This is a genomic window from Asticcacaulis sp. AC466, from assembly GCF_000495815.1.
In the GTDB taxonomy this organism is placed as follows: Bacteria; Pseudomonadota; Alphaproteobacteria; order Caulobacterales; family Caulobacteraceae; genus Asticcacaulis.
This window is the reverse complement of the sequence record NZ_AWGE01000014.1, coordinates 100,085-123,715: the sequence shown is the minus strand read 5'-3', so window position 1 is coordinate 123,715 and position 23,631 is coordinate 100,085. Positions and strand designations below refer to the sequence as shown.

The following is a 23,631-nucleotide window of genomic DNA, read 5'->3' as shown; positions in this document are numbered from 1 at the left end:
TGGTCCAGACTACGGCTGGGCGCGGCACATGCGGTACAGCACGATCCCGCTGGTGGTCGCCACATTGAGGCTGTCGAACCCGCCCGCCATGTCGACGCGCACCGTCGTGCATCGGGCCATGACCTCGGCGGACAATCCCGGACCTTCGGCACCGAAAAGCAGGGCGGAACGCGCAGCGGGCGTCACCGCTTCCAGCGTTACCGCACCCGCCGGGCTCAGCGCATAGGGCGTCAGGTCAAGCGCAGCCAGCGTGCCCATCAGGTCGTCCACCCGGTAATGCGGCACTTCCAGCACACCGCCGACACTGACGCGGATTGCCTTGCGGTACAACGGATCGCAGCAAGCGCTATCCAGCACCACCGCATCGACGCCAAACGCCGCCGCATTGCGCATCAGCCCGCCCATATTGTCGGTATTGGCAATGCCGGACAGGACCAGCACACGGACGCGCTTACCTGCGACGGCTGCTTCCAGGGATAGCGGCGGCGTATAGGCCCCCAGCGCCAGATAGCCACGATGAATGGCAAATCCCGCCACCTCATCCATAACCGCTTGCGGCACGACATAGACCGGCGCGTCCGGCAATCGCGCCAGTCCGCCCACCCGCTCCGGCGTCGTCAGAACGCTGACCGTCCGCGCCAGCCGCGAAGCGAACAGCCGTTCCAGCACCACCTTGCCCTCGGCCATGAACAGGCCTTCGCGGCCCGTCAGGTCGCGATCCTTGACGTCACGGTAGAGGTTGAGGCGCGGGTCGGTCGGGCTGTCGATTTCGATCATCATCGGCTTCCCATATCGCGCGCGTTCGCGGCAGGCAATGCGGATAGTTGGCGACGATGAAGGCCGTCAGGTGCTCACGCACCAGACAGCGCAGGTCGAAGGCGGTCGGCGAATCGACGGCGGAGACCAGAACGCGGATTTTGATCACCGTCGGCATCGCCTCCGTCACCTGAACCACCTGGGTCTTGCCGTCCCACAGCATTGACCCGGCCAGCAGCCGCTTCAGCTCTTCGCGCAACGGGTCGATCGGCAGGGCAAAGTCCGCGTATAGCTCCACCGTGCCGATGATATTGGCCGAGGTCCGCGTCCAGTTCTGGAATGGCTTTTCTATGAAATAGCTGATCGGCAGCACCAGCCGCCTCAGGTCCCACAGCCGCACCACGACATAGGTCAGGGTGATTTCCTCAACCCAGCCCCATTCGTTTTCGACCACAATCGCGTCTTCGATGCGGATCGGCTGGGTCAGGGCGATCTGGATGCCGGCCAGAAGGTTGCCAAGCGTCTTCTGAGCCGCAAAGCCCAGAACGACACCCGCCACACCGGCCGAGGCGAGGATACTGACGCCCAGCCCCCGCAGTGTATCGAACATCAGAAATATCGCGGACAGGGCCAGCAGGAAAACGAAAACCTCGGCAATGCTCTTGATCACCGTGATCTGGGTGCGCGCCTGCCGCGCCCGCAGATTATCCTTGGCCGTAATATCGTATCGCCGTGTCGCCGCCTTGGTGGCAATGTCGATAATGCGCCGAACCAGCCAGTAAATGAGGGCGACACTGACGATCTTCACCACCCCCAGCACGACCGGATTGGCCAGGGCCTGGGGGGCGGCGGCGCGTACGGCCAGAAAGGCGCACAAGATGGGAATGACGGTATAGAGGGGCGTGCGCAGCCGGGCCAGATTGACATGCTTGAACAGGTCCGGATTGCGCTGACACAGCCAACGCGCGGCGGCCATAGCACCACGCCCGACCGCGGCGCCCACCGCAAAGCCGAGGACGGCCAGACCGGCAACGACAATCCATTGCGGGACGTAGGACAGTGAAGGAAAAGATTGCGACAGTCTGGCGGACCACTGGATCATTCGAACTCCGTATACACAGCCCCCACCGGGTTACAGCAAATCCATACCGCAATAAAAGGTCAATAGGCGATGGCTTGCCTTTGACGGGAAACAGGCATATTGTGATCACACTCTTTCCGATACCCCGGCGGCCGCGTAGAGTTTGGCCGTGGACCTCGTCGCGTTTTTCCTAAGCACTTTCCCAAAAAGTGTGACGCACTTTTTGGATTAAAAAGTGCGTTAAGGTAAAAAGCCGGAGCTTTTTCGATACGATAGTGATCGAGAAATCTCCGTTTGCCAAAAACGCTCTGGCTGGTGTCTGATCCAATGACAGAAAGCCCCAAGAGACTCACCATGTCACACGACAGCTACATGAAATCCAAGGCGAAGCGGCACAAGATGACCTTCGCGAAACGCGGCGCGCGCGATCTCGAAGAAGCGACCGCCTGGCTGGCCAGCCAGAATATCGAGGAGATCGAATGCCTGATCCCCGATCTCGCCGGTGTGGCGCGTGGCAAGATCATGCCATCGAAAAAGTTCCTCAATACGCCCTATATGAACCTGCCCCTGGCCGTCTTCTACCAGACCATCACCGGCGACTATCCGGACCTGGAAGGCGTGGTCGGCACGGTGCAATCCGATACCGACATCTTCCTGCGCCCCGATTTCCGCACGCTGGCCGCCGTGCCGTGGGCCCATGACCCGACGGCCCAGGTCATCCACGACGCCTTCCATCCCGACGGCCGCCCGGTCGAAGAAAGCCCGCGCCAGGTGCTGCGCCGCGTGCTCGGCTATTATGAGGCCCGCGGCTGGAAGCCGGTCATCGCGCCTGAGCTGGAATTTTACCTGGTCGAAAAGAATATCGACCCAGATTACCCGCTGAAACCGCCGATTGGCCGCTCAGGCCGCCCGGAAACCGGCCGTCAGGGCTATTCGATTTCGGCGGTCAACGAATTTGATGCCCTGTTCGAGGACATGTACGAATATTCGGAAAGCCAGGGCCTGGAAATCGACACCCTGATCCACGAATCCGGCGTCGCCCAGATGGAAATCAACCTGTTGCACGGCGACCCGCTCGAACTGGCCGACCAGGTATTGATGTTCAAGCGGACGATCAAGGAAACCTCGCTGGAACACGACATCTACGCCACCTTCATGGCCAAGCCGATGGCCAATGAACCGGGCTCGGCCATGCACATCCACCAGTCGATCGTCGATGCCAAAACGGGCAAGAACCTGTTCTCCGATCCCAATACCGGCGAACCGACCCCGGCCTTCTTCCACTTCATTGCGGGCCAGCAGAAATACATGCCCGCCATCACCTCGCTGCTGGCGCCCTATGTCAACTCCTATCGGCGCCTGGCCAAGGGCTCAGGCGCGCCGGTCAATACCCAATGGGGCTATGACAACCGCACGGCGGGCCTGCGCGTGCCGCCGTCCGATCCGGCCAACCGCCGCCTGGAAAACCGCATCCCGTCATCGGACGCCAATCCGTATCTGGCCATCGCCGCCGTCCTGGCCTCCGGCTACCTCGGTATGGTCGATGAACTGAAACCGGCCGAACCGGTCGATCAGGACGCCGCCACCCTGCCTCAGGGCGACCTGCCCTATTCGCTGGTTCAGGCGATCATCAAGCTGGAACGCGCCCAGCCGATCATCGACATACTGGGCCCGCAATTCGTCACGGCCTATTCGCGGGTCAAGCTGCACGAATACGAAACCTTCATGCAGACCATCAGCCCGTGGGAACGCGAATTCCTGCTGCTGAACGTCTAAGCCCACCGGCTGCGCGGCTTGCGCCCATGAAAAACACCGGTCACCCCCTTGAGTCCTGGTACGCCGCAACGGCGTCCCTTCCCGACTATCCGCCACTGGGCGACGACATCACCGTCGATGTCGCCGTCATCGGTGGCGGCTATACCGGCCTGGGGGCGGCGCTGGAACTGGCGCAGCGCGGGCTGCGTGTGGCGGTGCTCGAAGCCGCCCGCATCGGCTCCGGAGCATCGGGCCGCAATGGCGGCCAGATCCACACCGGACAACGTGTCGACCCGGAACAGATGCAAACCCAATTGGGCGCCGACGCCGCGCGCCAGCTTTGGGACATGTCCGAAGACGCCAAGGCCAGCCTGCACGCCCTGATCCGCGACCACGCCATAGACTGTGACCTGCGCCACGGCCTTATCCACGCCTGGCACAAACCGGCCTATGCCGCCGATGACCGCGCCTATGCCGATTTCGTCGCCGGCTACGGCTACGACAAGATCCGCCTGCTGTCCAGGCAGGAGACCGCCACCGAACTGGGCACCGACGTCTATTACGGCGCCAGCTTCGACGCCGGTGGCGGCCATCTGCATCCGCTGAAACTGGCGCTCGGCATGGCCCGCGCCGCCCGCGACGCCGGCGCCCTAATTTTCGAAAACAGCCCGGTCGAAAGCCGTGGCCCCAACACACTGACGGTACGCGGCGGCGCGTCGGTGCGCTTTGACCGGCTGCTGATCTGCACCAATGGCTACGGCACGGGACTTGACGCCCGCATCGACGCCCATGTCATGCCGATCAACAACTTCATCCTCACAACTGAGCCGCTAAGCGACCCGGCCATCCTGCCCAACGACTATGCTGCGGCGGATTCGCGCTTCGTCGTCAACTACTGGCGCAAGACGCCGGATAACCGCCTGCTGTTCGGCGGCGGCGAAAACTACACCCCCTGGTTCCCGAAGGACATCAAGGCCTTCGTGCGCCGCAACATGCTGAAAATCTATCCGCAATTGGCCGACATGCGCATCAGCCACGCCTGGGGCGGCACGCTGGCCATCACCTTGTCGCGGGCGCCGTTCGTGCGCCGCCTGGACGACCGCACCTTCGTCAGCGCCGGCTATAGCGGTCAGGGTGTGGTCCTGGCCCCCTATTTCGGCAAATTGCTGGCCCGCGCCGTCACTGGCGACGCCCGCGATATCGATCTGCTGGCCCGCCTGCCCACCCCCGCCTTCTTCGGCGGACGGCTGCTGCGCTGGCCCGCCTTGGTTGCAGGGCTAAGCTATTACGCCCTGCGCGATAGGCTGTAGCATCGCACCGTCGCGTCTACGCATTTATTAGACAAAAAATCGCATAAAATATACGTCCGGCCGTCCTATATTCAGAAACGGTTAACCGTTTCCACCGCAACTAATTCCCTCCTGTATTGGGGGTTTTTTATGCAGACGGTAAGCGTTCGCGACATCATCGAACACACGGCCAAGGCCAAGTCCGTAACCAGCGACAATCTTCGCGATATCAAGGGCGTAACCGGGCTTTTACGCATACTGGCGCTCAATGCCCTGATCGAAGCCAAGCGCGCCGGAGACGTAGGCGCGGGCTTCGCGGTCGTCGCCGATGAAGTCCGTCAGATTTCCACCCAGGTCGAAGCCATATCCAGCACCATGGCCGAAGGCCTGGGACGCGAAATCGCCGCGCTCGAAAACCTGACGCGCGACATGGCACGCCAGACCCAGGGCACCCGGCTGGTTGATCTGGCCCAGAACGCCATCGAACTGATCGACCGCAATCTCTACGAACGCACCTGCGACGTCCGCTGGTGGGCGACCGATGCTGCTGTGGTGGGCGCCGCCGCGCTATCGGATCCGGCGGTGCGCGCGCATGCCTCCCGCCGCCTGGGTGTCATATTGGACGCCTATACCGTCTATCTCGACCTCTGGCTATGCGATCTGGACGGCCGCATCATCGCCAATGGCCGCCCCAATAGCTATGCGGTCACCGGCGCCAGCGCCGCCCATACCCCCTGGTTTCAGAAGGCGCGCGCCCTGGCATCCGGCAATGCGTTCGCGGTCGCCGACATCGCGGTGGAGCCCCTGCTCAAACACGCGCAGGTCGCCACCTACGCCACCGGCGTGCGGGCCGGCGGCGACGCCGATGGCGAACTGATCGGCATATTGGGCGTTCATTTCGACTGGCAACCCCAGGCGCGCGCCATCACCCAGGGCATCCGCCTCTCCGAGGAAGAACGCCAGCGCACGCGCGTGCTGCTGGTTGACGCCACCGGCCGCGTCATCGCCGCGTCCGACGATCGCGGCCTGTTAAGCGACCGCGTCAGCTTGCGCAATGACGGCCGCGCCTTCGGCCACGACATGGCGCCCGACGGTACGGTAACCGCCTTCCACCGCACGCCCGGATATGAAACCTATGCCGGGCTGGGCTGGTACGGCGTCATCATCCAGAAAAGCGCCTGACCCGCCTCGCTGGGGTCAGCGCCAGAAATGAAAACGGTCGAAGGCGCGCCCGACGGGAGTCAGATCGATATCGAACGGCGAAATGACCAGGCCCATGATCGGCATGATGATGCGGTAGCCCAGGAAGAAAACCAGAGCCAAAAGGATCAGGTTCAGCACAGCCAGGCGCTTTCCGGATAAGAACTGGCGCACGGCGCGCGGCAGGAAGGGCTCGATCACCCCGAAGCCGTCAAGGCCCGGCACCGGCAGCAGGTTCAGAACGCACGCCATCAGTTCGAAAAAGGCCAGCAGCATGAGCGCATCTTGCAGCAACGGATCGGCCGCCCCTTGCGCCGCCAGATAGACGACGACAGCAAGGATAGCCGTCATCGCCGGTCCGGCCAGCGACACCAGAGACTGTTGCCAGCGATGGCGGATCAGGTCTGGTCGGATGGTCACCGCCGCCCCCGGCAAGGCAATGCCCCCAAGGGCAAGCGCGATGACCGGCAGGACCAGACTGCCCGTGCTGTTCATATATTTCACCGGATCGAGCGTCAGGTAGCCGCGATCGATAATGGACACATCGCCAAAGGCAGAGGCGGTCGCGGCATGGGCATATTCATGCAGGCAGACGCTGACGATCCACCCCAGCAGCACGAAGGCGAAGGTCGCCACGCCCGCCCCCGTCGGCAGAAAGACCAGGGCCGCGCCCGCCGCGATAAAGGCCGCGAAAAGGCCCAGGAAATTCCAGCTTATATCGGTTTTCATTTGGCTGATATGACCTCGCCACCGGCGAAACGCAAGCGCCTGATCCAGGTGCATCTTGGCTTAATCGCTTTCGACAACCCTTTTGCCTGCCGATGTGTAAGGTTCGCTGTCCTGTTTCGTCTAATCTATAGTCATCATCGAAAGGATATCGACATGTTAGTCTTTTTTCTGAAACCTGAGCATCGCCTTCCGGCACTGGTCATCGTTATGGGGCTGGCGATCGCGGGCCTGATTTACGGCATTGCGAGCGGGGCATTCGAACACAACAACCGAGAAGCGCTTCGTGCCGAGCGTCAGGCCTCCGCGGCTGCGGTTACGCATTAGGTTTTAAGCCTAAGGAACGGGATGCCTGAAGCCTGCGACGACTTTTCGACCTGGATCACGCCGCAGCTGGGCCGGCTGACACGGATCAGCCGCGCCTTTGCGGCACCCGCGGACCAACAGGACCTTATGCAGGAGCTGTTGATTTCGGTATGGAAGGCGCGCGCGGCTTTTCGCGGCGAAGCATCGATGGCGACCTTTATTTATCGCGTCGCGCATAACCGGGCCGTTACGTGGAAGCGACGCGAGGGTATCATGGGATTGCGCCTTTTCAGCGCGAGGCATGATTTGGCAGCCATGGCGGCAGATACATGTCGCGCGCCGGAAGAACGGCGCCTTGAGGCGCTTTATGCCGCCATTCGCCAGCTCCCCCCGGTGGATCGGTCATTGATCCTGCTGTCGCTGGAAGGCGTGTCCTACGCCGATATGTCTGCGCTGCACGGCCTCAGTGAAAACACGATTGGCGTTCGCCTGACCCGCGCCCGCGCGCGCCTGGTCGCCATTGCTGGAGACATGTCCGATGGATTTTGACACACTGGAGCGCCTTTGGCGGTCTGAAGCCAATGACCGGACTTCGGTAGCGGAGGTCTACCTTCTGGAGAAGACTATGGAGACGCTAACCCGTCGCCGTAAGGCTTTCACATTCGGCATGGCCCTAATAGGCGCCGCGTTGCTAATCTGGACAGGCGCTATTGCCTATGCCGTGGTTGTTGGCAAAATCGCCGATATGACCAAGGAATGGGGCGCCCTGGTCCTGCTTACGGTGTCGTGGCTGGCCTATCTGGCTTCCCAAGCACAACAACGAAGGCATTTGAATGCCCATCCCAAGATACCACCTGCCATGCCGGACGTTCTCAGAGCCCTGATCGATGAGAACCGGACCGCCCAGAGTCGGGTACAAATGATGGCGATTGCGTTGGTGTTTTTTATCGTCGTCCTGGCCATTTGTCTGTGGCAACTTTATGCGGTCGGCAAGATGGAACTACGCCATATCGTGCAGGCGTCGATTATGGCTGGAAGCGCATTGGGCGTGTCCACGATTATTCAGGCTGTCCGGTATAGGGTCATACTGAGGCCGGAAGGCGAGCGACTGCGACGACTTCTGGATCAATACGAAGAGGATCAGTGATCCTGGGCGGCGCAATCCACACCTAATGCGGCGGGGCGTCCGTCAGAACATCCGACAGATGGCAGGTCTTGCCCGGCGCGATACCCTCGATGGCCATCACCCGAAGGACATAGCCGTCCTTGTCTTCGTCCACCGTGCCGTATACGGCGGCCTGAGTCGGCGGCTTTATGTCGCTGTCCGCCAGACGGGCGACGGGCCGTTCGGCAGCCCCCGCCTCGTCCACAAGCCGGTAGCGCGTACTGCCAAGATCGCAGCGGCTAAGAAACACCTGTCCGTCCGGCGCTTTTTCCAGCGTGCCGAAAAATATGTCCTGCGCCTGCGCGGACCCCGCCAGCCCCAAAATCAGACCCAACGACATCACGCCGATAACCGCCCGCCTCATAGGGCGCGCAGCACCGGCTCGGCTTCGTTCAGCGATTTTTCGATGGTGTCGACAATCTGGTCGATTTCGGCCTCGGTAATGATCAGGGGCGGACACATGACGATGGAATCGCGGATACCGCGCACCATCAGGCCGTTTTTGATGCACAGGTCGCGCACGATCGGGCCGGCCGTGCCTTCCGCGCCTTTGAACCGCTTGTTCGTCCCTTTTTCGGCGACAATTTCGACCGCGCCGATGAGGCCGAGGCTGCGCGCCTCGCCGACCAGCGCGTGTCCGGACAGACGTTGCAAAGCCTTGGCCAGATAGGGGCCGGTCACATCGCGCGTCCGTTCGATCAGACGCTCGTTTTCCAGAATTTCGATATTGGCCAACGCCACGGCCGCGCAGGTCGGGTGGCCGGAATAGGTATAGCCGTGCACGAAGTCGCCGCCTTTTTCGAGCAGGACGTCGATGATTTTCTTCGACACGCCGACCGCCGAAATCGGCAGATAGCCCGACGACATGCCCTTGGCCATGGCGATCAGGTCGGGCTTGACGCCCCAGTGCTGGTGGCCGAACCAGTGACCCAGCCGCCCGAAGCCGCAAATCACTTCGTCGCAGATAAGCAGTATGCCATATTTGCGGCAGATGGCTTCGACCTTGGGCCAGTAGCTGTCAGGCGGAATGATGACACCGCCCGCGCCCTGGACCGGCTCACCGATGAAGGCCGCGACATTTTCCGGCCCCACGGCCAGGATGCGATCCTCAATCGATTGCGCCACGCGGTCAGCAAAGGCTACGGGGTCTTCGCCGAACCCTTCGCCGAATTGATAGGGCTGATCGACATGCTCAATGCCGGGGATCGGCAGGCCGCCCTGCTCATGCATGAACGTCATGCCGCCCAGCGACGCCCCCGCCACGGTCGAGCCGTGATAGGCGTTACGGCGCGAAATGAAGATCTTGCGCTTCGGCTCGCCCTTGAGGTCCCAGTAATAGCGCACCAGCCGGAAGACCGTATCATTGGCTTCCGAGCCGGACGAATTGAAGAAGACGTGCGTCAGGTCGGGATTGGACAGGGCCATCTTTTCGGCAATCTTGGCCGCCAGCTTGACCGGCGGCGGCGTCGCCGTCTTGAAGAAGGTGTTGTAGTAGGGCAGTTCCAGCATCTGCTCATAGGCGACGCGCGCCAGTTCTTCACGACCATAGCCGACATTGACGCACCATAGCCCGGCCATGCCGTCGAGCAGCGACTTGCCTTCGGCGTCGGTGATCACGCACCCGTCGGCGCGCGTGATGATGCGCGAGCCACCCAGTTCATGCTGAAGCTTGTAATCGGTCTGGGCCGGCATGTGGTGCGCCATGTCGAGTTTTTTCAGCTCATTCATGTCGTAATTGCGCAGGGGCTGAGGCGTCGGAGCGTTCATCGGGGCGTTTCCTTGTCAAGGCCGGCTGACATACCACACCGCCCCGTCATTTACCCGTCTCTGAATGGGGAGACGGTGGGCCAAAAGGGCCGGACGAAAGGCTAACCCGGTGCGCCACGTTCAGGGGCGAATATGCCCCTAATCTGCGTGAAATCCGCGCCCAAGTCAAATATTGTGATCACAATTTTGCGTGCATTTAACGCAAGGGCATGCCGCGCAGCGCCTGGCCCATCATGCGGAACCAGGTCTGGCTTTCCGGCTGGGTATCGGTGTGCCATTCCGGGTGCCATTGCACCCCCAGCACCTGCGATCCGCTGATATTGGCGCTGAACGCTTCGATCAGTCCGTCGGGTGCCACGGCCTCCACGCTCAGCCCTTCGCCCAGGCGGTCCACACCTTGATAATGGACGGAATTGACCCGTAGCGTGTCACGGCCATAGACGCTTTCCAGCACCCCATCCGGCGTCAGCGCGACCTCATGGCGGTTGTCAAACAAGGCAAAGAAATCGGTGCGGTCCGGCGCATGGTGATCTATGCCATTGCCCCCCTTATGCGCGCCGAAACCGACATCGCGGCGCAAGGTGCCCCCCAGCACCACATTGATTTCCTGAAACCCGCGGCAGATGCCGAAGACCGGCTTGCCCAGGGTGACCATGCATTCGATCATGCCCATCGACACCGCGTCGCGGCCTTCGTCGAACGGGCCGTCCCCGCCCTCCCCGCCGTAGAGCTCCGATTGCACATTGGACGGCGATCCGGTCAGCATGAGCCCATCCAGCCGCGCCGTCAGGGCCGCCGACGAAAAGCCGTCGGCCATGGGCGGAATAAGCAGGGCGTGGCAATCGCCATAGACCGTGGCGGCGCGCACATAGCGTTCCATGACGGCATGGGCGTTTTCGACACCGACCGTCCGGTTGCAGGCCATGATGCCGACAACGGGTTTGCTGTGCGGCATGGTCAACTCAGCAAAACAGCCGGCGAACAGGCGTGGAAGCTGAGCCAGACCGCTTCGCCGATGACGAAATCTTCCTGGTCCCAGCGCGTCAGGTTGGGCCGCACCACCTTGATCAGCTTGCCGCCGGTGATTTCGACCTCGTAGATGCTTTCCGAACCGAGGTAGACCAGATGCCGGACCGTACCGGCGATGACGTTATAGCCTTCCGGCGCATCGTCCACCTTGGGCGGCGTATCGGTGCGCTTATGCATCTCGATCTTTTCCGGCCGCACCGCCGCCCACACGGTCGTGCCGGTCGCGCCGGTGACACCGTGGTCGAGATAGATCGGCCCGGCCTCTGTGGTGGCGATAATGGCGTGATCGGGCTCATCGACGTCCAGCGTGCCTTCGAACATGTTCACGCTGCCGATAAAGTCGGCGACGAAGCGCGAATTGGGAAATTCATACAGGTCGGACGGCGTCGCCACCTGTTGCAGCAGCCCCCGGTTCATCACCGCGCAACGCGTCGCCATGGCCAGGGCTTCGTCCTGATCGTGCGTCACCATGATGAAGGTAATGCCGACCTTTTGCTGCAAGGAGGTCAGTTCCGAGCGCATGGCGTCGCGCAGCTTGGCGTCAAGCGCCGACAGCGGTTCGTCGAGCAACAGCACGCGCGGCTTTTTGACCAGGGCCCGCGCCAGCGCGACCCGTTGCCTCTGACCGCCCGACAACTGATCGGGCTTGCGCGCGCCATATCCGGCCAGTTGCACCAGACCCAACGCCTCTTCGGCGCGGTCGCGGCGTTCCGCCGCCGGCACGCCGTCCATTTTCAGGCCATAGGCGACATTATCGAGCACCGTCATGTGCGGAAAAACGGCATAGGACTGGAACACCATATTGACCGGACGCTGGTTCGGCGGCGTCAGGGAGACGTCCTTGCCGTCGATCAGGATATGGCCTTCGGTCGGCATTTCGAACCCGGCCAGCATACGCAACAGCGTGGTCTTGCCGCAGCCGGACGGCCCGAGCAGCGAAAAGAACTCCCCTTCGTTGATGGTCAGGGACACATTATCGACGGCGGTCGTCTTGCCGAAACGTTTGCTCACATTCTGGAAGCTGATGATGGGATGGGTCATGTTACTTGGTCTCCGCGCCGCCGTCATGGCCGGCGGTCAGGGCGCTGGAACCCTGGAATTTCAGGGCGAGGAAGGTCAGAACGACAGTGACGATGATGAGGATGGTCGAGGCGGCGTTGACTTCCGGCGTGACCGAAAAACGCACCATGGAATAGACCTTGACCGGGAAGGTGACCGTATCCGGTCCCGCCGTGAAGAAGGTGATGACGAAATCGTCCAGGCTGAGGGTGAAGGCCAATAGCGCGCCCGCCACCAGCGACGGCTGAATATGCGGCACCAAAACGTCCATCAGGGTACGGAACTCCGATGCACCGAGGTCCTTGGCCGCCTCTTCCAGTTCGCGGTTGAAACTGGCCAGCCGCGCCCGCACGACAACAGCGACGAACGGGAAGGAAAAGGACACGTGGGCAATGATGATGGCGCCCAGATTGAACGGCCAGGTCAGGTTTTGCGGCCACGGCAATATCTTGGCGAAGAAGACCAGCATCCCCACCCCCATGCAGATTTCCGGCACGACGATCGGAATGGCCAGACCGGCATTGAAGGCCGTCTTGCCCGGGAAACGGAACCGCCATAGGACGATGGCGGCCATGGCCCCCAGCACCACCGAGATCAGGGTCGAGAAAAAGGCGATGGTCAGCGAATTGCCAAAAGCTTCGATCAGGCTCGAATTGTGGAAGGCCTTGTCATAATATTTCAGCGTGAAGCCGCGCCAGACCGTGGTGAAACGCGAATCGTTGAAGCTGAACACCATCAGCGAAATCAACGGCGCATAGAGAAAGAACGCCACCAGACCGAGCCAGACCTGAAGCGGCCAGCGGCGCAGATATTCCAGCGGTCCGGGCGGCGTTGTCTTATGCTTTATAAGGGCGTCGCTCATGCGCTTCTCCCCGCGTCCTTGCGTTCCAGCAATCCCTGGATGGCGATACCGATGAAGGTCATGTAGACCAGGATGAAGCTCAAGGCCGCGCCGAACGGCCAGTTATTGGCGCGCTTGAACTGGCTCTCGATGACATTGGCGATCATCTGCGAATCCGGCCCACCCAGCATGTCCGGCGTCAGATAGGAGCCGAGCGCGGGAATGAAGGTGATCAATATGCCCGACACGATCCCCGCCCCGGCCATCGGCACCACGATATTGAACAGGGTCGAAATATGACCGGCGCCGAGATCGAGCGAGGCTTCCAGAAGCGACCGGTCCATCCGGTCCAGCGTCGAATAAAGCGGCAGGATCATGAAGGGCAGATTGACGAAGACCAGCCCCAGCACGACGGCGAAATTGGTATTCATAAGTTCCATCGGCTGGAACGTGCCCAGGTGCCCGCCCGCCACCGCATTGGCCATGTCGAACAGCACATGATAGGTCGTGTTGATATAGCCTTCGGTCCGCAGGAAGGCCATGAGCGCATAGGTGCGTATCAGAAGATTGGTCCAGAACGGCAGCATGACCAGCAGCAGCAGCCAGGCCTTGGCCTTCGGCGGCGCGAATGTGATGGCTAGCGCGACCGGAAAGCCCAGCACCAGGCAGAAAAAGGTGGTGAGCGTCGCGATCCACAGGGATTTGACGAAGATGTCGAGATAGGGCTGAGTGAGGTCGAAGATATGAGCGTAGTTCGACCAGGTGCCGGTAAACACGATATCGATCAGGCCGCGATTTTCCCCGAAACTGTACAGCCAGACAATACCCAGCGGCACGAAGAAAAAGACCACGAGCCAGAACAGGGGCGCAGTGAGCATCGCCCAGAACATGCCTTTGGCCTGTCGCCAACCTTGTTCCATTCTGTCGCTCCATAGACGGCGCGCACGCCCGGAGCGGGCGGAGGCCGGAGGGGGATTTCAGTTAAAAAACGCGCCGCAGTGGGCTGCGGCGCGTTTTCGAGGGTTAGGCGGATTTGATGCGCGTCAAGGCCGCGTCGTAGACCTGGGCGCGGGCGGGGCCTTCGAAGGCCGCATACTCGCACTTGGCCATTATCTCTGCGGGCGGGAAGATGACCGGGTTGTTCTTGTAAGACTCCGGCATCAGCGCCTTGGCGGCGGCGTTCGGCGTCGGATACAGGATTTTCTCGTATATCTTGGCGCCCGCCTGGGCATCCATCATGTAGTTGATGAAGGCATGCGCTTCTTCCGGGTTCGGCGCATCCTTCGGGATGGCCAGGGTATCGGAATTGATTTGCGAGCCTTCCTTGGGCACCACGAAATCCAGGTCGGGGTCTTCCTTCATGACCTGCGCGATATCGCCATTATATTCCATGACGATATCGACTTCCTTGCTGAGCAGCATGTCCTGGCCGTCGTCATTGTGGAAGGCCTTGATATAGGGCTTCTGCTTGATGAGCATGGCTTCGACCTGTTTGAGCATCTCATCGGGTATACCATTGACCGAATGACCGAGATATTTGGCGCCCAGGCGCATCAGGTCGCCGGCTTCCTGCAACAGGGCCATGCGGCCCTTGTACACATCGGAATCGAACAGCCATTTCCACGAATCGGGCACCTTGCCGTCCTTCATCGCCGACTTGCGATAGCCGATGCCCAGCACCAGCCAGGTATAGGGCACGCTGAACTTGCGGCCCGGATCGTAAGGCGGGTTCATGAAGGCCGGATCGATGTTCTTGAGGTTGGGCAGCTTGGCATGATCGAGCGGCAGCAAAAGCCCGGCCTGGGACATGTAGGTGACAAAATCGTTCGATGGCACGATGACATCGAAGCCGGCATTACCCGTCTTGATCTTGGCGAACAGTTCGTCATTCGTGGCGAAGATCGACATCTTCACCTTGACGCCTGTTTCCTTTTCGAAATCGGCCAGGGTGGTGTCGCCGATATAGGTGTCCCAGTTATAGAAGTTGATCGATTTGCTGACAGGCTTGGTGCACCCGGACAGGCCACCGAAGCTGATCCCCACGGCGGCGGCCCCCATGGCGGTCAAAAGCGAACGACGCGACGAACCCAAACTCATAAGCCTGTCTCCTGTGAAGATGTCTTCTGCAAAAACCCCGGAAGGGCTTAGAGGAATACGGGACGGCAAGGCTGTCAATCCCCAAATGTGATCACAACCCGGCTTATTGTTAATATTTTTGTCCGGCGTGACAATCCGGTCGGCCCGCAGGCGCCTGCGTCCACATCAGGCGTTACGCAGATACCAGTCGTAATCCAGCTCGGTGATTTCCTCGAAGAAACGCGCCTGCTCGGTACGCTTGACCTTGACATACATGTCGATGAACCGGTCGCCGAGATAGTCGCGCAACACCTTGGACTTGTCGAGATAATCTATGGCGGCGAACCAGTTGGTCGGCAGTATCGCCCCGCTTTCGGCCGCCGCCGCATAGCCGTTGCCGGTGACCGCCGGGCCGGGATCGGTCTTTTGCGTGATGCCGTGATGCGCGCAGGCCAGAATGGCCGCCAGTACCAGATAGGGATTGGCGTCGGCCCCCGCAACGCGGTGTTCGACATGGCGGGTATGGGCGGGCCCCGCCGTGACGCGCAGGGAGACGGTGCGGTTATTGACGCCCCAGGTCAGGCCGACCGGCGCGTAGGAATTGGCCTTGAAACGCTTGTACGAATTGGCGCCCGGCGCCAATATGCCCATGCAGTCGGCCAGATGGTCTTTCATGCCGCCGATCATGGTGTGCAGAAGTTTCGAGCCTTGCGGGTCCTCGCTGGCGCACAGATTTTGCCCGTCGCGGTCGGCGACGCTGATATGGACGTGAAAGCCCGATCCGGCGCGGTCCGACCACGGCTTGGCCATGAAGGTCGCCTCGATGCCCAAAGACAGGGCCACCCCCTTGGCCAGGCGCTTATACATCACCGCATCGTCGGCGGCGCGCAGGGCGTCGGGCTTATGCTTCAGCGTCAGTTCGACCTGACCCGGCGCGAACTCCGAAATCGCCCCTTCCAGCGGGATGTTCTGGGCATCGGCGGTTTCCCAGAGCTGGCGGAAAAAGGCGCCGTGCTGTTCGATTTCCGGCAGGCCGTACACCTGCGTGCCCTTGGGCGTTTCATCGGTATTGAAGCTGGTCGCCGGCCGCAATTTTCCGTCGTGGCCGCGTTCGATATCGACCAGATAATATTCCAGCTCGCACGCCACCACCGGCGTCAACCCGTCGGCGGCGTAGCGGTCAAGCACCCCTTGCAGCACATGGCGCGGATCGAGATCGTTGGGCGTGCCGTCCAGTTCGTAAAGCGACAGCATGACCTGGCCGACATCGTCGCCCAGCCACGGCGCGGGCACGAGCGTGCCGGGCACCGGCCGCGCCACACGGTCGGCATCGCCGTCTTCCCACACCAGCCCGGTATCTTCGCAGTCGGCCCCCAGCGTATCGACCACCAGGATCGACCCCGGCAGGAACCGGCCATATTCATAGATGGGCAGAAGCTCATGACGGCGCAGGCGCTTGCCGCGCGGCACCCCGGTCATCGACGTGAACAGGATTTCGAAATAGACGATGTGCGGATGAGCATCCAGAAAGGCCTGCGCCTCCTCGACCGTCGCGACGCGCGGCGACGGCGGCAACCCGCGATCGGATTTGGCCACAGCCTTGGACGTAGCCTTGGCGGGAAGTTTCGACTTGCCGAATGTGCTCATTTGGGTAGGTCCTCAGAAAATTGCGCCACCGCCGCGACCAACCGGTCAATAGCGTCGAATCCGGTCCGCGGTGAGATAAGCATCATATTGTGGAAAGGCGCAATCAATACGCCTTGATTGATCAGATAGAGATGAAACGCTTCCAGCATGTCGTGGTCCAGCACCGCGCGCATGTCGGCGGCGTTTTGCGGCGCTTCGGGCGCGAAGATCAGCTCGGCCCGCGCCCCGACATGGGCCACGCTCCATGGCAAGGCCTTGTCGGCAATGACTGCCCGCAGGCCATCGACCAGCCGCGCCGCGCCGTCCAGCATATGGGCATAGGCGGCGTCCGTCATAACCTCGGTCAGCATGGTTTCGATCGCCGCCATGACCAGGGCATTGCCCGACAAGGTGGTGCCGATGCCCGATTGCCCCGGCCCGATCCGCGCCTGAGCGGCGTCCATGCGCGCGGCGACCTCTGCGGTCACGCCCCACACGGCGGCAGGTATGCCCCCGGCAATCGCCTTGCCCACCACGAACATGTCCGGGCTGAGGCCGTGAACGCCGCAATAGCCCGCCGGCCCTGACGACAGGGTGTGGGTCTCATCCATGATCAGCAAGGTGCCATGGTGCTGCGTCAGTTCGCGCAAACGCGCATGATACCCGGGCGACGGCGCGATCATGCCGCAATTGGTCATCACCGGCTCAGCCAGCACGGCGGCGACATCGCCGGTTTTCAGCGCGTCTTCAAGCGCCGCCATATCGTTGAACGGGATGACGCGGGTGGTGCGCGTCTGGTCGACGACCTGGCCGATCAGCCCCGCCTTGTTGACCGGCTTGCCGTCCTTCAGCGCCACGAAGCAGTCATCGACCATACCGTGATAACAGCCGTCGAAAATCAGGATCTGGTCGCGGCCGGTAATGGCGCGCGCCCAGCGGATGACGGCGCGGTTGGCGTCCGACGCCGTGGTCGCCACCTGCCATTGCGCCATGCCGAACCGTCGGCGCAGCAACTCGCCTACCGCATTGGAGCGCGCGGTCGGCAGCATGAAGCTGACGCCCTCCCCCGCCTGACGCGCCACCGCTGCCGCCAGTTCAGGACGGGCGTGGCCGAACATGGATGGCGTATCGCCGAGGCAAAAATCGTCATAGGCCACGCCATCGGCATCGATCAGGGTCGCGTCGTGCGCCGACGCCACATAGATCGGAAAAGGCGTCGCCCAATCGCGCATCCAGTGCATGGGCACGCCGCCACGCCACGCGCTCCCCGCCTCGGCCAGCCGCCGCGATTGCGGATGCGCGGATGCGAATATCTCGCGGTGTTCGGCGATGAAGTCGTGCAGCGTGCTCAAACCCGACCCCCACTGAACAGGCCAATGGCCTGCCCTCTTATACCGCCCCACGTGTGGGGCGGGGGACCGCACGAAGCGCGTCGCATTGACGGAAGATGTTCAAATACTTGCGTTTCCATCGCGCAAGATGTGGTGGTGGGGGCCTTACGGGCGTCTAAAAATAGGTTGAATAGGTCATCACTAAAGACCAACTGGCTATTGGGTGTTTGGCGCAGCAAGGCCCCCACCACCACATCTCGCCAGCGTAAACGCTGTCTCGTGCGGTCCCCCGCCCCGCAAGCAGGGCGGTATAAGGAAAAGCACGTCTGACGCTGCGTCGCTTCCTTGAAACCTCTAGATTGCACCCAGGCCTCCAAAGGAAATATATTTGACGCTGAGATATTCCTCCAGCCCCTCGACCGCACCTTCGCGGCCAATGCCGGATTCCTTGATGCCGCCGAACGGCGTCACCTCGGTCGAGATCACGCCGTCATTCATGCCGACCATGCCATATTGCAGCTTCGACGCCACGCGCATGGCCCGGCCGATATCGCGCGTATAGGCATAGGCCGCCAGACCGAACGGCGTATCATTGGCCATGCGGATGGCCTCGTCCTCGCTGTCGAATTTGAACAGGGGGGCTACGGGGCCGAAGATTTCGGTCGAGAAAATCTCCATGTCCTCGGTCACATTCGTCAGGACCGACGCCTGATAAAACAGCGGTCCCTGGCCATCGACATGACCGCCCGTAGCCACCTTGGCGCCATGCCCCACCGCGTCATCGACCAGATGCACCACCTTGTCGATGGCCTTCTGGTTGATCAGCGGCCCAAGTTGCGCCTCCTCTTTCCAGCCGGGCTCCAGCTTCATCGCCTTGACCCGCGCGACCAGAGCCTCGGCGAAGCGGTCATAAATACCCGCCTGAACCAGGATGCGATTGGCGCAGACGCAGGTCTGGCCCGAATTGCGATATTTCGACGCCAGAACCCCTTCGACGGCGTCGTCGATATTGGCGTCATCGAACACCAGGAAGGGCGCATTGCCGCCCAGTTCCATCGACACCTTCTTCATGGTGGGGGCGCAGGCGGCATAGAGCAGCTTGCCCACCGGCGTCGAGCCCGTGAAGCTCAGCTTCTTGACGCGGGGGTCCGACGTCATCGCCTCGCCCACCTCTTTCGCCGTGGTCGAGGTAATCATGCTGATCACGCCGTCGGGCATACCGGCCTGCTTCGCCAGGCTCAGCAGCGCCAGGGCCGACAGCGGCGTTTCTTCCGACGGCTTGATAACCACGGTGCAACCCGCGGCCAGGGCGGGGGCCACCTTGCGCGTGATCATCGAAATCGGAAAATTCCATGGCGTGATGGCGGCGCACACCCCGACCGGCTGCTTGATCGTCTGAAGATGCTTGCCCGGCAGGGTGGCCGGAATGGTGCGGCCATAGGCGCGCTTGGCCTCTTCGGCGAACCATTCGATGAAGGAGGCGCCATATGTCACTTCGCCGCGCGTTTCCTTGATCGGTCGCCCCTGCTCCAACGTGACCAGCATGGCCATGTCTTCGAGATGGGCTAGAACCAGTTCGTTCCATTTCTTCAGGATGATCGAGCGCGCCTTGGCCGTCTGGCCGGACCAGGCGGCAAAGGCGGCATCAGCCGCAGCGATTGCGGCGGTGGTCTCCGCCGCGCCCTGGTTCTGGACATAACAGAGCGTCGAGCCATCGGCTGGGTTGAGAACAGCAAAACGGCCGGGCGCGGCGTCAGCGTGGATGTAGTCGCCCAGCAGGGCCTTTTGCGCGGAAGATAATTGCATGAAATTACGCCTTGAAACTGATGGAAACCGCCTTGAGGTCGGCATATTTGTGCAGGGCATGCAGGCTGCGGTCGCGCCCGAATCCCGACTGCTTGACGCCCCCGAACGGCGAGGTGATGTCGCATGCGTCCCAGCCATTGATCCAGACCAGCCCGGCCTTGAGCGCCTTGGCGGCCCGCATAGCCTTGCCGATATTGGCGGTCCAGACGCCGGACGCCAGACCGTAGATGGTGTCATTGGCGATGCGATAGGCGTCGGCTTCGTCGGTAAAGGTCATGACGCTGAGCACCGGCCCGAACACCTCTTCCTGCGCCAGTATGTTGTCGGGCGCGATATCGAGCACGGCCGGTTCGACATAAAATCCGCCGCTGTCGCCGCGCGCCTGCTGCCCGCCCATCAGCAGTTTACCGCCGCCCGCCTGGCCGCGTTCGATATATTCCAGCGCGGTATGCATCTGGCGCGATGAAATCATGGCGCCGAAACGCGTGGCCGGATCGAACGGGTCGCCGACCTTGATGGACCTAGCGACGGCCAGGACCTTTTCAACGAAGACGTCCTTGATCGAGGCCTCGACCAGCAGCCGCGACGCCGCGGTGCACACCTGACCCTGATTGTAGAAGACGCCCCAGGCGGCATTGGCCGCCGCGCCGTCCAGATCGTCGCAGTCGGCGAAAACGATCTGCGGGCTTTTGCCGCCCAGTTCCAGCGATACCCGCTTGAGATTGCTGTCGGCCGAGGCGCGCATCAGCATCCGCCCGACCGGACCGGAGCCGGTAAAGGCGATCATATCGACATCCATATGCAGGGCCAGCGCCTCACCAGCCTCGCCGCCCAGCCCTGGGACAACATTCCACACGCCCGGCGGCACACCGGCTTCGAGCGCGAGGGCGGCGGTATAGAGCGCCGTCATCGACGAATTTTCCGCCGGTTTCAGCACCACGGAATTACCCATGGCCAAGGCGGGCGCCACCTTCCACATCGCCATGTGCAGCGGGAAGTTCCACGGCACGATGGCGCCGATCACGCCCAGCGGTTCGTGGACGACATAGCTCAGGCGGTCCTCAGGCGTAGGCGCGACCTCGCCATAGACCTTGTCGATCGCTTCGGCATAATAGCGCGTGCTATTGATGGCCAGCGGGATATCGACGGCGCGGGCGTCGCTGATCGGCTTGCCGGTATCCAGGCTTTCCAGCAGGGCCAGATTTTCCGCGTGCGCGCTCATCAGGTCGGCCAGCCGGTGCAGGATGACTTTGCGCGCCTTGGGGGCCAGGTTGCGCCAACGGCCATCCTCGAACGCCGTGCGCGCCGAATGGACGGCGGCATCGACATCGGCGGCGTCGCAGGCGGCAATGCGGTTGATAAGCGAGCCATCGCGCGACGACAAATTGTCGAAGGTCCGTTGCGAGGCCGACGCCACCTCCATGCCTTCGATGAGGGCTTTATCGGGCTTGGCTATCGCCGCCATCGCGGCCAGAACGCCTGAAAGTGTATCAGCGGGGGTCAGCGGCGGAGAAGTCGGCATGGGTCACCTCAGGCATCTTGTGATCACAATTAGACAATGCCGGTCATGCGGGTGTCAAGGCCCCGACGCGGTAGAGTTTACGTGAGGAGCGATGAAGGTGCGCCGCCTCCGCCCTATCCGCGCTTGCGCCGCTTGGTCGGCTCAGCCTGGGCCTGGGCCTTGATGGCATCGAGCATCAGGTTCATGCCCTCGTGGATATCGGCCGCCATCGATGCCTTGATCGCTTCGGCGTCGCCGCGCTCAAAGGCGGCGATCATTTCCTGATGGTGATCCTTTGGCAGATGGACCGTGCCCATGCGCCCGAACACGACGCGCATGAACGGCCCGACCTGAAGCCACAGGGTCCGCGCCATATCATAGAACAGGTCGGCATCGGCGCGGGCATAGATCGAAAAATGGAAATCCTGATTGGCCTGCATATAGCCCGACACATCGCCCTTGCTAAGCGCAGTCATCAGCTTGGCGTCGTCGTCGCGCAGCCGCTTTATACTGTCGCGGGTCATGCGCGCGGTCGCCAGGAAGGCCAGCTCCGGCTCAACCCACTGGCGCGCCGTCATCAACTGGGTCAATCGCTTTTCCGTCAGGTCCGGCACGCGCAACCGCTTGTTCGACGGTTGCAGCTCCAATGCCTTTTCCGCGATAAGGCGGCGCACCGCCTCGCGCACCGGCATGGGCGATACGCCCAGACCTTGCGCCAGCGACCGCAGGGACACCGATTTCAGGGGCGGAATCTGGCCCTGAATCAGGGCCTCGGCCAGGCGGTCATACACCTGGTCGTGCATCTTGGCGTCCCCTGACGCGGTATCCAGACTGATGACGACCATTCACTCCACCTCTTGCAGCCCGAAGGCTTTTGTGATCACACTCCGGCAACCCTACTCACCTTAGCACAGATCGTGCCGGAATCGTAATGAAACCGCACCTCCCTGTTAAGCCTTGCGACGTAAACTGAACATGAACACACACGCTTCGACCGAAAATATTCATCTCGAAAACTTCTGGATGCCGTTCACGCCGAACAAGGCGTTCAAGGCGCGGCCGAAGCTGTTGGTCAGTGCGCGCGACATGCATTACCGCGATGTCGATGGCCGCGAAATTCTGGACGCCACCGCCGGGCTGTGGTGCGTCAATGCCGGCCACGGGCGGGCCAGGATCACCGAAGCGATCCAGGCCCAGGCGGCCGTCATGGATTTCGCCCCAACCTTCAATATGAGCCATCCGCTCGCCTTCGAATTTGCGCACAAGCTGGCCGGTATACTGCCCGGCGATCTGAAGCGCGTCTTCTTCACCAATTCGGGTTCGGAATCGGCCGACACGGCGCTCAAAATCGCGCTGGCCTATCAACGCAATCGCGGCCAGGCCGGCAAGACCCGCCTGATCGGTCGCGAACGCGCCTATCACGGCACGGGCTTTGGCGGCATCAGCGTCGGCGGCATTGTGCGCAACCGCATGTATTTCGGCTCGCTCCTGACCGGTGTCGATCATCTGCCGCACACCCATGGCGTCGGCGGCAACCTGTTCGCCAAGGGTGAACCCGACAATGGCGCCGACCTGGCCGACGCGCTGGAACGGCTGGTCGCCTTGCACGACGCCTCCACTATCGCCGCCGTGATCGTCGAGCCCGTGGCCGGATCGACGGGCGTTCTGGTGCCGCCCAAGGGCTATTTGCAACGCTTGCGCGCCCTGTGCGACAAACACGATATCCTGCTGATTTTCGATGAGGTCATCACCGGTTTCGGGCGGCTGGGCGCAGCCTTCGCCACCGACTATTTCGGCGTCATGCCCGACATGATCTGCATGGCCAAGGGCATCACCAACGCCACCGTGCCCATGGGCGGAGTCGCCGTCTCCAACCGCATCTACGACACCTTTATGCAGACGGCCGATACGCCGATCGAGCTGTTCCACGGCTACACCTATTCCGGCCATCCCCTGGCCTGCGCCGCCGGCATCGCCACGCTAGCGGTCTATGCCGAAGAGGACCTGTTTGCCCGCGCCGCCGCCATGGCGCCCTATTGGGAAGCGGCCGTCCATTCGCTGCGCGACGCGCCCCACGTCATCGATATCCGCAATCTCGGCCTCATCGGCGGCATCGAACTGCAATCGAGGCCGGGCGCGCCGACCGCCCGTGCGCTTGAGGTCTTCGACCGGTGTTTTGAAAAAGGCCTGCTGATCCGCGTCACCGGCGATATCATCGCCCTGTCCCCGCCGCTGATCATCGAAAAATCGCATATCGACCGGACGGTCGGGATCATCCGCGACGCGCTGAACGAAACCGCTTAACGCCGGTCAGCCC

22 protein-coding genes are annotated in these 23,631 nt (G+C 62.0%); 7 read left to right on the top strand and 15 right to left on the bottom strand.

The window, feature by feature from the left end:
- Positions 1-9: 9 nt before the first annotated feature.
- Together AEAC466_RS37005 and AEAC466_RS37000 are read right to left on the bottom strand one after the other, a co-directional pair.
- A complete protein-coding gene (locus AEAC466_RS37005; protein WP_031239084.1) occupies positions 10-780 on the bottom strand; it encodes a TrmH family RNA methyltransferase in 771 nt (256 codons plus the stop codon).
- Positions 728-1,858, bottom strand: a complete 1,131-nt coding sequence (locus AEAC466_RS37000) for a mechanosensitive ion channel family protein (protein ID WP_023458947.1) — start codon at positions 1,856-1,858, stop codon at positions 728-730. The genes AEAC466_RS37005 and AEAC466_RS37000 overlap by 53 nt, the downstream gene beginning before the upstream one ends.
- Positions 1,859-2,209: 351 nt before the next feature.
- Here AEAC466_RS37000 and AEAC466_RS36995 point away from each other — a divergent pair, with 351 nt between their 5' ends.
- From AEAC466_RS36995 to AEAC466_RS36985, 3 genes are all read left to right on the top strand, one after another.
- A complete protein-coding gene (locus tag AEAC466_RS36995) occupies positions 2,210-3,613 on the top strand; it encodes a glutamine synthetase family protein (RefSeq protein WP_031239081.1) in 1,404 nt (467 codons plus the stop codon).
- Positions 3,614-3,639: 26 nt separating this feature from the next.
- Positions 3,640-4,902, top strand: coding sequence for an NAD(P)/FAD-dependent oxidoreductase (locus AEAC466_RS36990; RefSeq protein WP_023458945.1), 1,263 nt, complete (start codon positions 3,640-3,642; stop codon positions 4,900-4,902).
- Between the two features lie 129 nt (positions 4,903-5,031).
- Positions 5,032-6,063, top strand: a complete 1,032-nt coding sequence (locus AEAC466_RS36985) for a methyl-accepting chemotaxis protein (protein WP_023458944.1) — start codon at positions 5,032-5,034, stop codon at positions 6,061-6,063.
- A gap of 15 nt (positions 6,064-6,078) precedes the next feature.
- Here the strand turns inward: AEAC466_RS36985 and AEAC466_RS36980 are convergent, their stop codons facing one another.
- On the bottom strand, positions 6,079-6,810 hold the full coding sequence (locus tag AEAC466_RS36980; RefSeq protein ID WP_031239079.1) for a site-2 protease family protein: 732 nt from the start codon (positions 6,808-6,810) through the stop codon (positions 6,079-6,081).
- Between the two features lie 153 nt (positions 6,811-6,963).
- On the opposite strand from AEAC466_RS36980, the gene AEAC466_RS44555 reads away from it, so the two are divergent.
- Genes AEAC466_RS44555 through AEAC466_RS36970 form a run of 3 tightly spaced genes read left to right on the top strand, consistent with a single transcriptional unit; the run spans position 6,964 to position 8,260 of the window.
- Entirely contained in the window at positions 6,964-7,134 is a 171-nt protein-coding gene (locus AEAC466_RS44555) for a hypothetical protein (RefSeq protein ID WP_023458942.1), read from the top strand.
- A 21-nt stretch (positions 7,135-7,155) separates the two neighbouring features.
- Positions 7,156-7,662 (top strand): RNA polymerase sigma factor, encoded by a 507-nt coding sequence (locus AEAC466_RS36975; protein ID WP_023458941.1) that lies wholly within the window; start codon positions 7,156-7,158, stop codon positions 7,660-7,662.
- On the top strand, positions 7,652-8,260 hold the full coding sequence (locus AEAC466_RS36970; RefSeq protein WP_023458940.1) for a hypothetical protein: 609 nt from the start codon (positions 7,652-7,654) through the stop codon (positions 8,258-8,260). Before AEAC466_RS36975 ends, AEAC466_RS36970 begins: the two co-directional genes overlap by 11 nt.
- 22 nt (positions 8,261-8,282) lie before the next feature.
- Here AEAC466_RS36970 and AEAC466_RS36965 read toward each other — a convergent pair whose 3' ends face one another.
- The 12 genes from AEAC466_RS36965 to AEAC466_RS36910 all read right to left on the bottom strand — a co-directional run bounded on the left by AEAC466_RS36965 (position 8,283) and on the right by AEAC466_RS36910 (position 22,159).
- On the bottom strand, positions 8,283-8,618 hold the full coding sequence (locus AEAC466_RS36965; protein ID WP_155913717.1) for a hypothetical protein: 336 nt from the start codon (positions 8,616-8,618) through the stop codon (positions 8,283-8,285).
- 20 nt (positions 8,619-8,638) lie between these two features.
- The gene (locus AEAC466_RS36960; protein ID WP_023458938.1) at positions 8,639-10,045 is read right to left on the bottom strand and encodes an aspartate aminotransferase family protein; all 1,407 of its coding nucleotides are present in this window, start codon (positions 10,043-10,045) and stop codon (positions 8,639-8,641) included.
- A 196-nt stretch (positions 10,046-10,241) separates the two neighbouring features.
- The gene (locus AEAC466_RS36955) at positions 10,242-11,000 is read right to left on the bottom strand and encodes a gamma-glutamyl-gamma-aminobutyrate hydrolase family protein (RefSeq protein WP_023458937.1); all 759 of its coding nucleotides are present in this window, start codon (positions 10,998-11,000) and stop codon (positions 10,242-10,244) included.
- Between the two features lie 2 nt (positions 11,001-11,002).
- Positions 11,003-12,142, bottom strand: a complete 1,140-nt coding sequence (locus AEAC466_RS36950) for an ABC transporter ATP-binding protein (RefSeq protein WP_200863973.1) — start codon at positions 12,140-12,142, stop codon at positions 11,003-11,005.
- Entirely contained in the window at positions 12,117-12,995 is an 879-nt protein-coding gene (locus tag AEAC466_RS36945; RefSeq protein ID WP_023458935.1) for an ABC transporter permease, read from the bottom strand. The genes AEAC466_RS36950 and AEAC466_RS36945 overlap by 26 nt, the downstream gene beginning before the upstream one ends.
- Entirely contained in the window at positions 12,992-13,894 is a 903-nt protein-coding gene (locus tag AEAC466_RS36940; protein WP_031239076.1) for an ABC transporter permease, read from the bottom strand. Before AEAC466_RS36940 ends, AEAC466_RS36945 begins: the two co-directional genes overlap by 4 nt.
- 103 nt (positions 13,895-13,997) lie before the next feature.
- Positions 13,998-15,071, bottom strand: a complete 1,074-nt coding sequence (locus tag AEAC466_RS36935) for an ABC transporter substrate-binding protein (protein WP_023458933.1) — start codon at positions 15,069-15,071, stop codon at positions 13,998-14,000.
- A gap of 165 nt (positions 15,072-15,236) precedes the next feature.
- Positions 15,237-16,697 (bottom strand): glutamine synthetase family protein, encoded by a 1,461-nt coding sequence (locus tag AEAC466_RS36930; protein ID WP_023458932.1) that lies wholly within the window; start codon positions 16,695-16,697, stop codon positions 15,237-15,239.
- Positions 16,694-18,028 carry an aspartate aminotransferase family protein gene (locus AEAC466_RS36925; protein ID WP_023458931.1) on the bottom strand — a complete coding sequence of 445 codons (1,335 nt, stop codon included), beginning with the start codon at positions 18,026-18,028 and terminating at the stop codon, positions 16,694-16,696. Before AEAC466_RS36925 ends, AEAC466_RS36930 begins: the two co-directional genes overlap by 4 nt.
- A gap of 333 nt (positions 18,029-18,361) precedes the next feature.
- A complete protein-coding gene (locus AEAC466_RS36920) occupies positions 18,362-19,813 on the bottom strand; it encodes an NAD-dependent succinate-semialdehyde dehydrogenase (RefSeq protein WP_023458930.1) in 1,452 nt (483 codons plus the stop codon).
- Positions 19,814-19,817: 4 nt separating this feature from the next.
- Positions 19,818-21,335 carry an aldehyde dehydrogenase gene (locus AEAC466_RS36915; protein WP_023458929.1) on the bottom strand — a complete coding sequence of 506 codons (1,518 nt, stop codon included), beginning with the start codon at positions 21,333-21,335 and terminating at the stop codon, positions 19,818-19,820.
- A 113-nt stretch (positions 21,336-21,448) separates the two neighbouring features.
- Positions 21,449-22,159 (bottom strand): GntR family transcriptional regulator, encoded by a 711-nt coding sequence (locus AEAC466_RS36910; protein ID WP_023458928.1) that lies wholly within the window; start codon positions 22,157-22,159, stop codon positions 21,449-21,451.
- A gap of 130 nt (positions 22,160-22,289) precedes the next feature.
- On the opposite strand from AEAC466_RS36910, the gene AEAC466_RS36905 reads away from it, so the two are divergent.
- The gene (locus AEAC466_RS36905) at positions 22,290-23,618 is read left to right on the top strand and encodes an aspartate aminotransferase family protein (RefSeq protein WP_023458927.1); all 1,329 of its coding nucleotides are present in this window, start codon (positions 22,290-22,292) and stop codon (positions 23,616-23,618) included.
- Positions 23,619-23,631 lie beyond the last annotated feature (13 nt).

What these genes read in the sequence shown, in the direction of transcription:
- AEAC466_RS36970 (WP_023458940.1), top strand. Translation starts at nt 7,652, where the DNA reads ATGGATTTTGACACACTGGAGCGCCTTTGGCGGTCTGAAGCCAATGAC.
- AEAC466_RS36935 (WP_023458933.1), bottom strand. Translation starts at nt 15,071, where the DNA reads ATGAGTTTGGGTTCGTCGCGTCGTTCGCTTTTGACCGCCATGGGGGCC.
- AEAC466_RS36995 (WP_031239081.1), top strand. Translation starts at nt 2,210, where the DNA reads ATGAAATCCAAGGCGAAGCGGCACAAGATGACCTTCGCGAAACGCGGC.
- AEAC466_RS37005 (WP_031239084.1), bottom strand. Translation starts at nt 780, where the DNA reads ATGATGATCGAAATCGACAGCCCGACCGACCCGCGCCTCAACCTCTAC.
- AEAC466_RS36975 (WP_023458941.1), top strand. Translation starts at nt 7,156, where the DNA reads ATGCCTGAAGCCTGCGACGACTTTTCGACCTGGATCACGCCGCAGCTG.
- AEAC466_RS44555 (WP_023458942.1), top strand. Translation starts at nt 6,964, where the DNA reads ATGTTAGTCTTTTTTCTGAAACCTGAGCATCGCCTTCCGGCACTGGTC.
- AEAC466_RS36955 (WP_023458937.1), bottom strand. Translation starts at nt 11,000, where the DNA reads ATGCCGCACAGCAAACCCGTTGTCGGCATCATGGCCTGCAACCGGACG.
- AEAC466_RS36960 (WP_023458938.1), bottom strand. Translation starts at nt 10,045, where the DNA reads ATGAACGCTCCGACGCCTCAGCCCCTGCGCAATTACGACATGAATGAG.
- AEAC466_RS36930 (WP_023458932.1), bottom strand. Translation starts at nt 16,697, where the DNA reads ATGAGCACATTCGGCAAGTCGAAACTTCCCGCCAAGGCTACGTCCAAG.
- AEAC466_RS36945 (WP_023458935.1), bottom strand. Translation starts at nt 12,995, where the DNA reads ATGAGCGACGCCCTTATAAAGCATAAGACAACGCCGCCCGGACCGCTG.
- AEAC466_RS36915 (WP_023458929.1), bottom strand. Translation starts at nt 21,335, where the DNA reads ATGCCGACTTCTCCGCCGCTGACCCCCGCTGATACACTTTCAGGCGTT.
- AEAC466_RS37000 (WP_023458947.1), bottom strand. Translation starts at nt 1,858, where the DNA reads ATGATCCAGTGGTCCGCCAGACTGTCGCAATCTTTTCCTTCACTGTCC.
- AEAC466_RS36905 (WP_023458927.1), top strand. Translation starts at nt 22,290, where the DNA reads ATGAACACACACGCTTCGACCGAAAATATTCATCTCGAAAACTTCTGG.
- AEAC466_RS36940 (WP_031239076.1), bottom strand. Translation starts at nt 13,894, where the DNA reads ATGGAACAAGGTTGGCGACAGGCCAAAGGCATGTTCTGGGCGATGCTC.
- AEAC466_RS36980 (WP_031239079.1), bottom strand. Translation starts at nt 6,810, where the DNA reads ATGAAAACCGATATAAGCTGGAATTTCCTGGGCCTTTTCGCGGCCTTT.
- AEAC466_RS36950 (WP_200863973.1), bottom strand. Translation starts at nt 12,142, where the DNA reads ATGACGGCGGCGCGGAGACCAAGTAACATGACCCATCCCATCATCAGC.
- AEAC466_RS36965 (WP_155913717.1), bottom strand. Translation starts at nt 8,618, where the DNA reads ATGTCGTTGGGTCTGATTTTGGGGCTGGCGGGGTCCGCGCAGGCGCAG.
- AEAC466_RS36985 (WP_023458944.1), top strand. Translation starts at nt 5,032, where the DNA reads ATGCAGACGGTAAGCGTTCGCGACATCATCGAACACACGGCCAAGGCC.
- AEAC466_RS36990 (WP_023458945.1), top strand. Translation starts at nt 3,640, where the DNA reads ATGAAAAACACCGGTCACCCCCTTGAGTCCTGGTACGCCGCAACGGCG.
- AEAC466_RS36920 (WP_023458930.1), bottom strand. Translation starts at nt 19,813, where the DNA reads ATGCAATTATCTTCCGCGCAAAAGGCCCTGCTGGGCGACTACATCCAC.
- AEAC466_RS36910 (WP_023458928.1), bottom strand. Translation starts at nt 22,159, where the DNA reads ATGGTCGTCATCAGTCTGGATACCGCGTCAGGGGACGCCAAGATGCAC.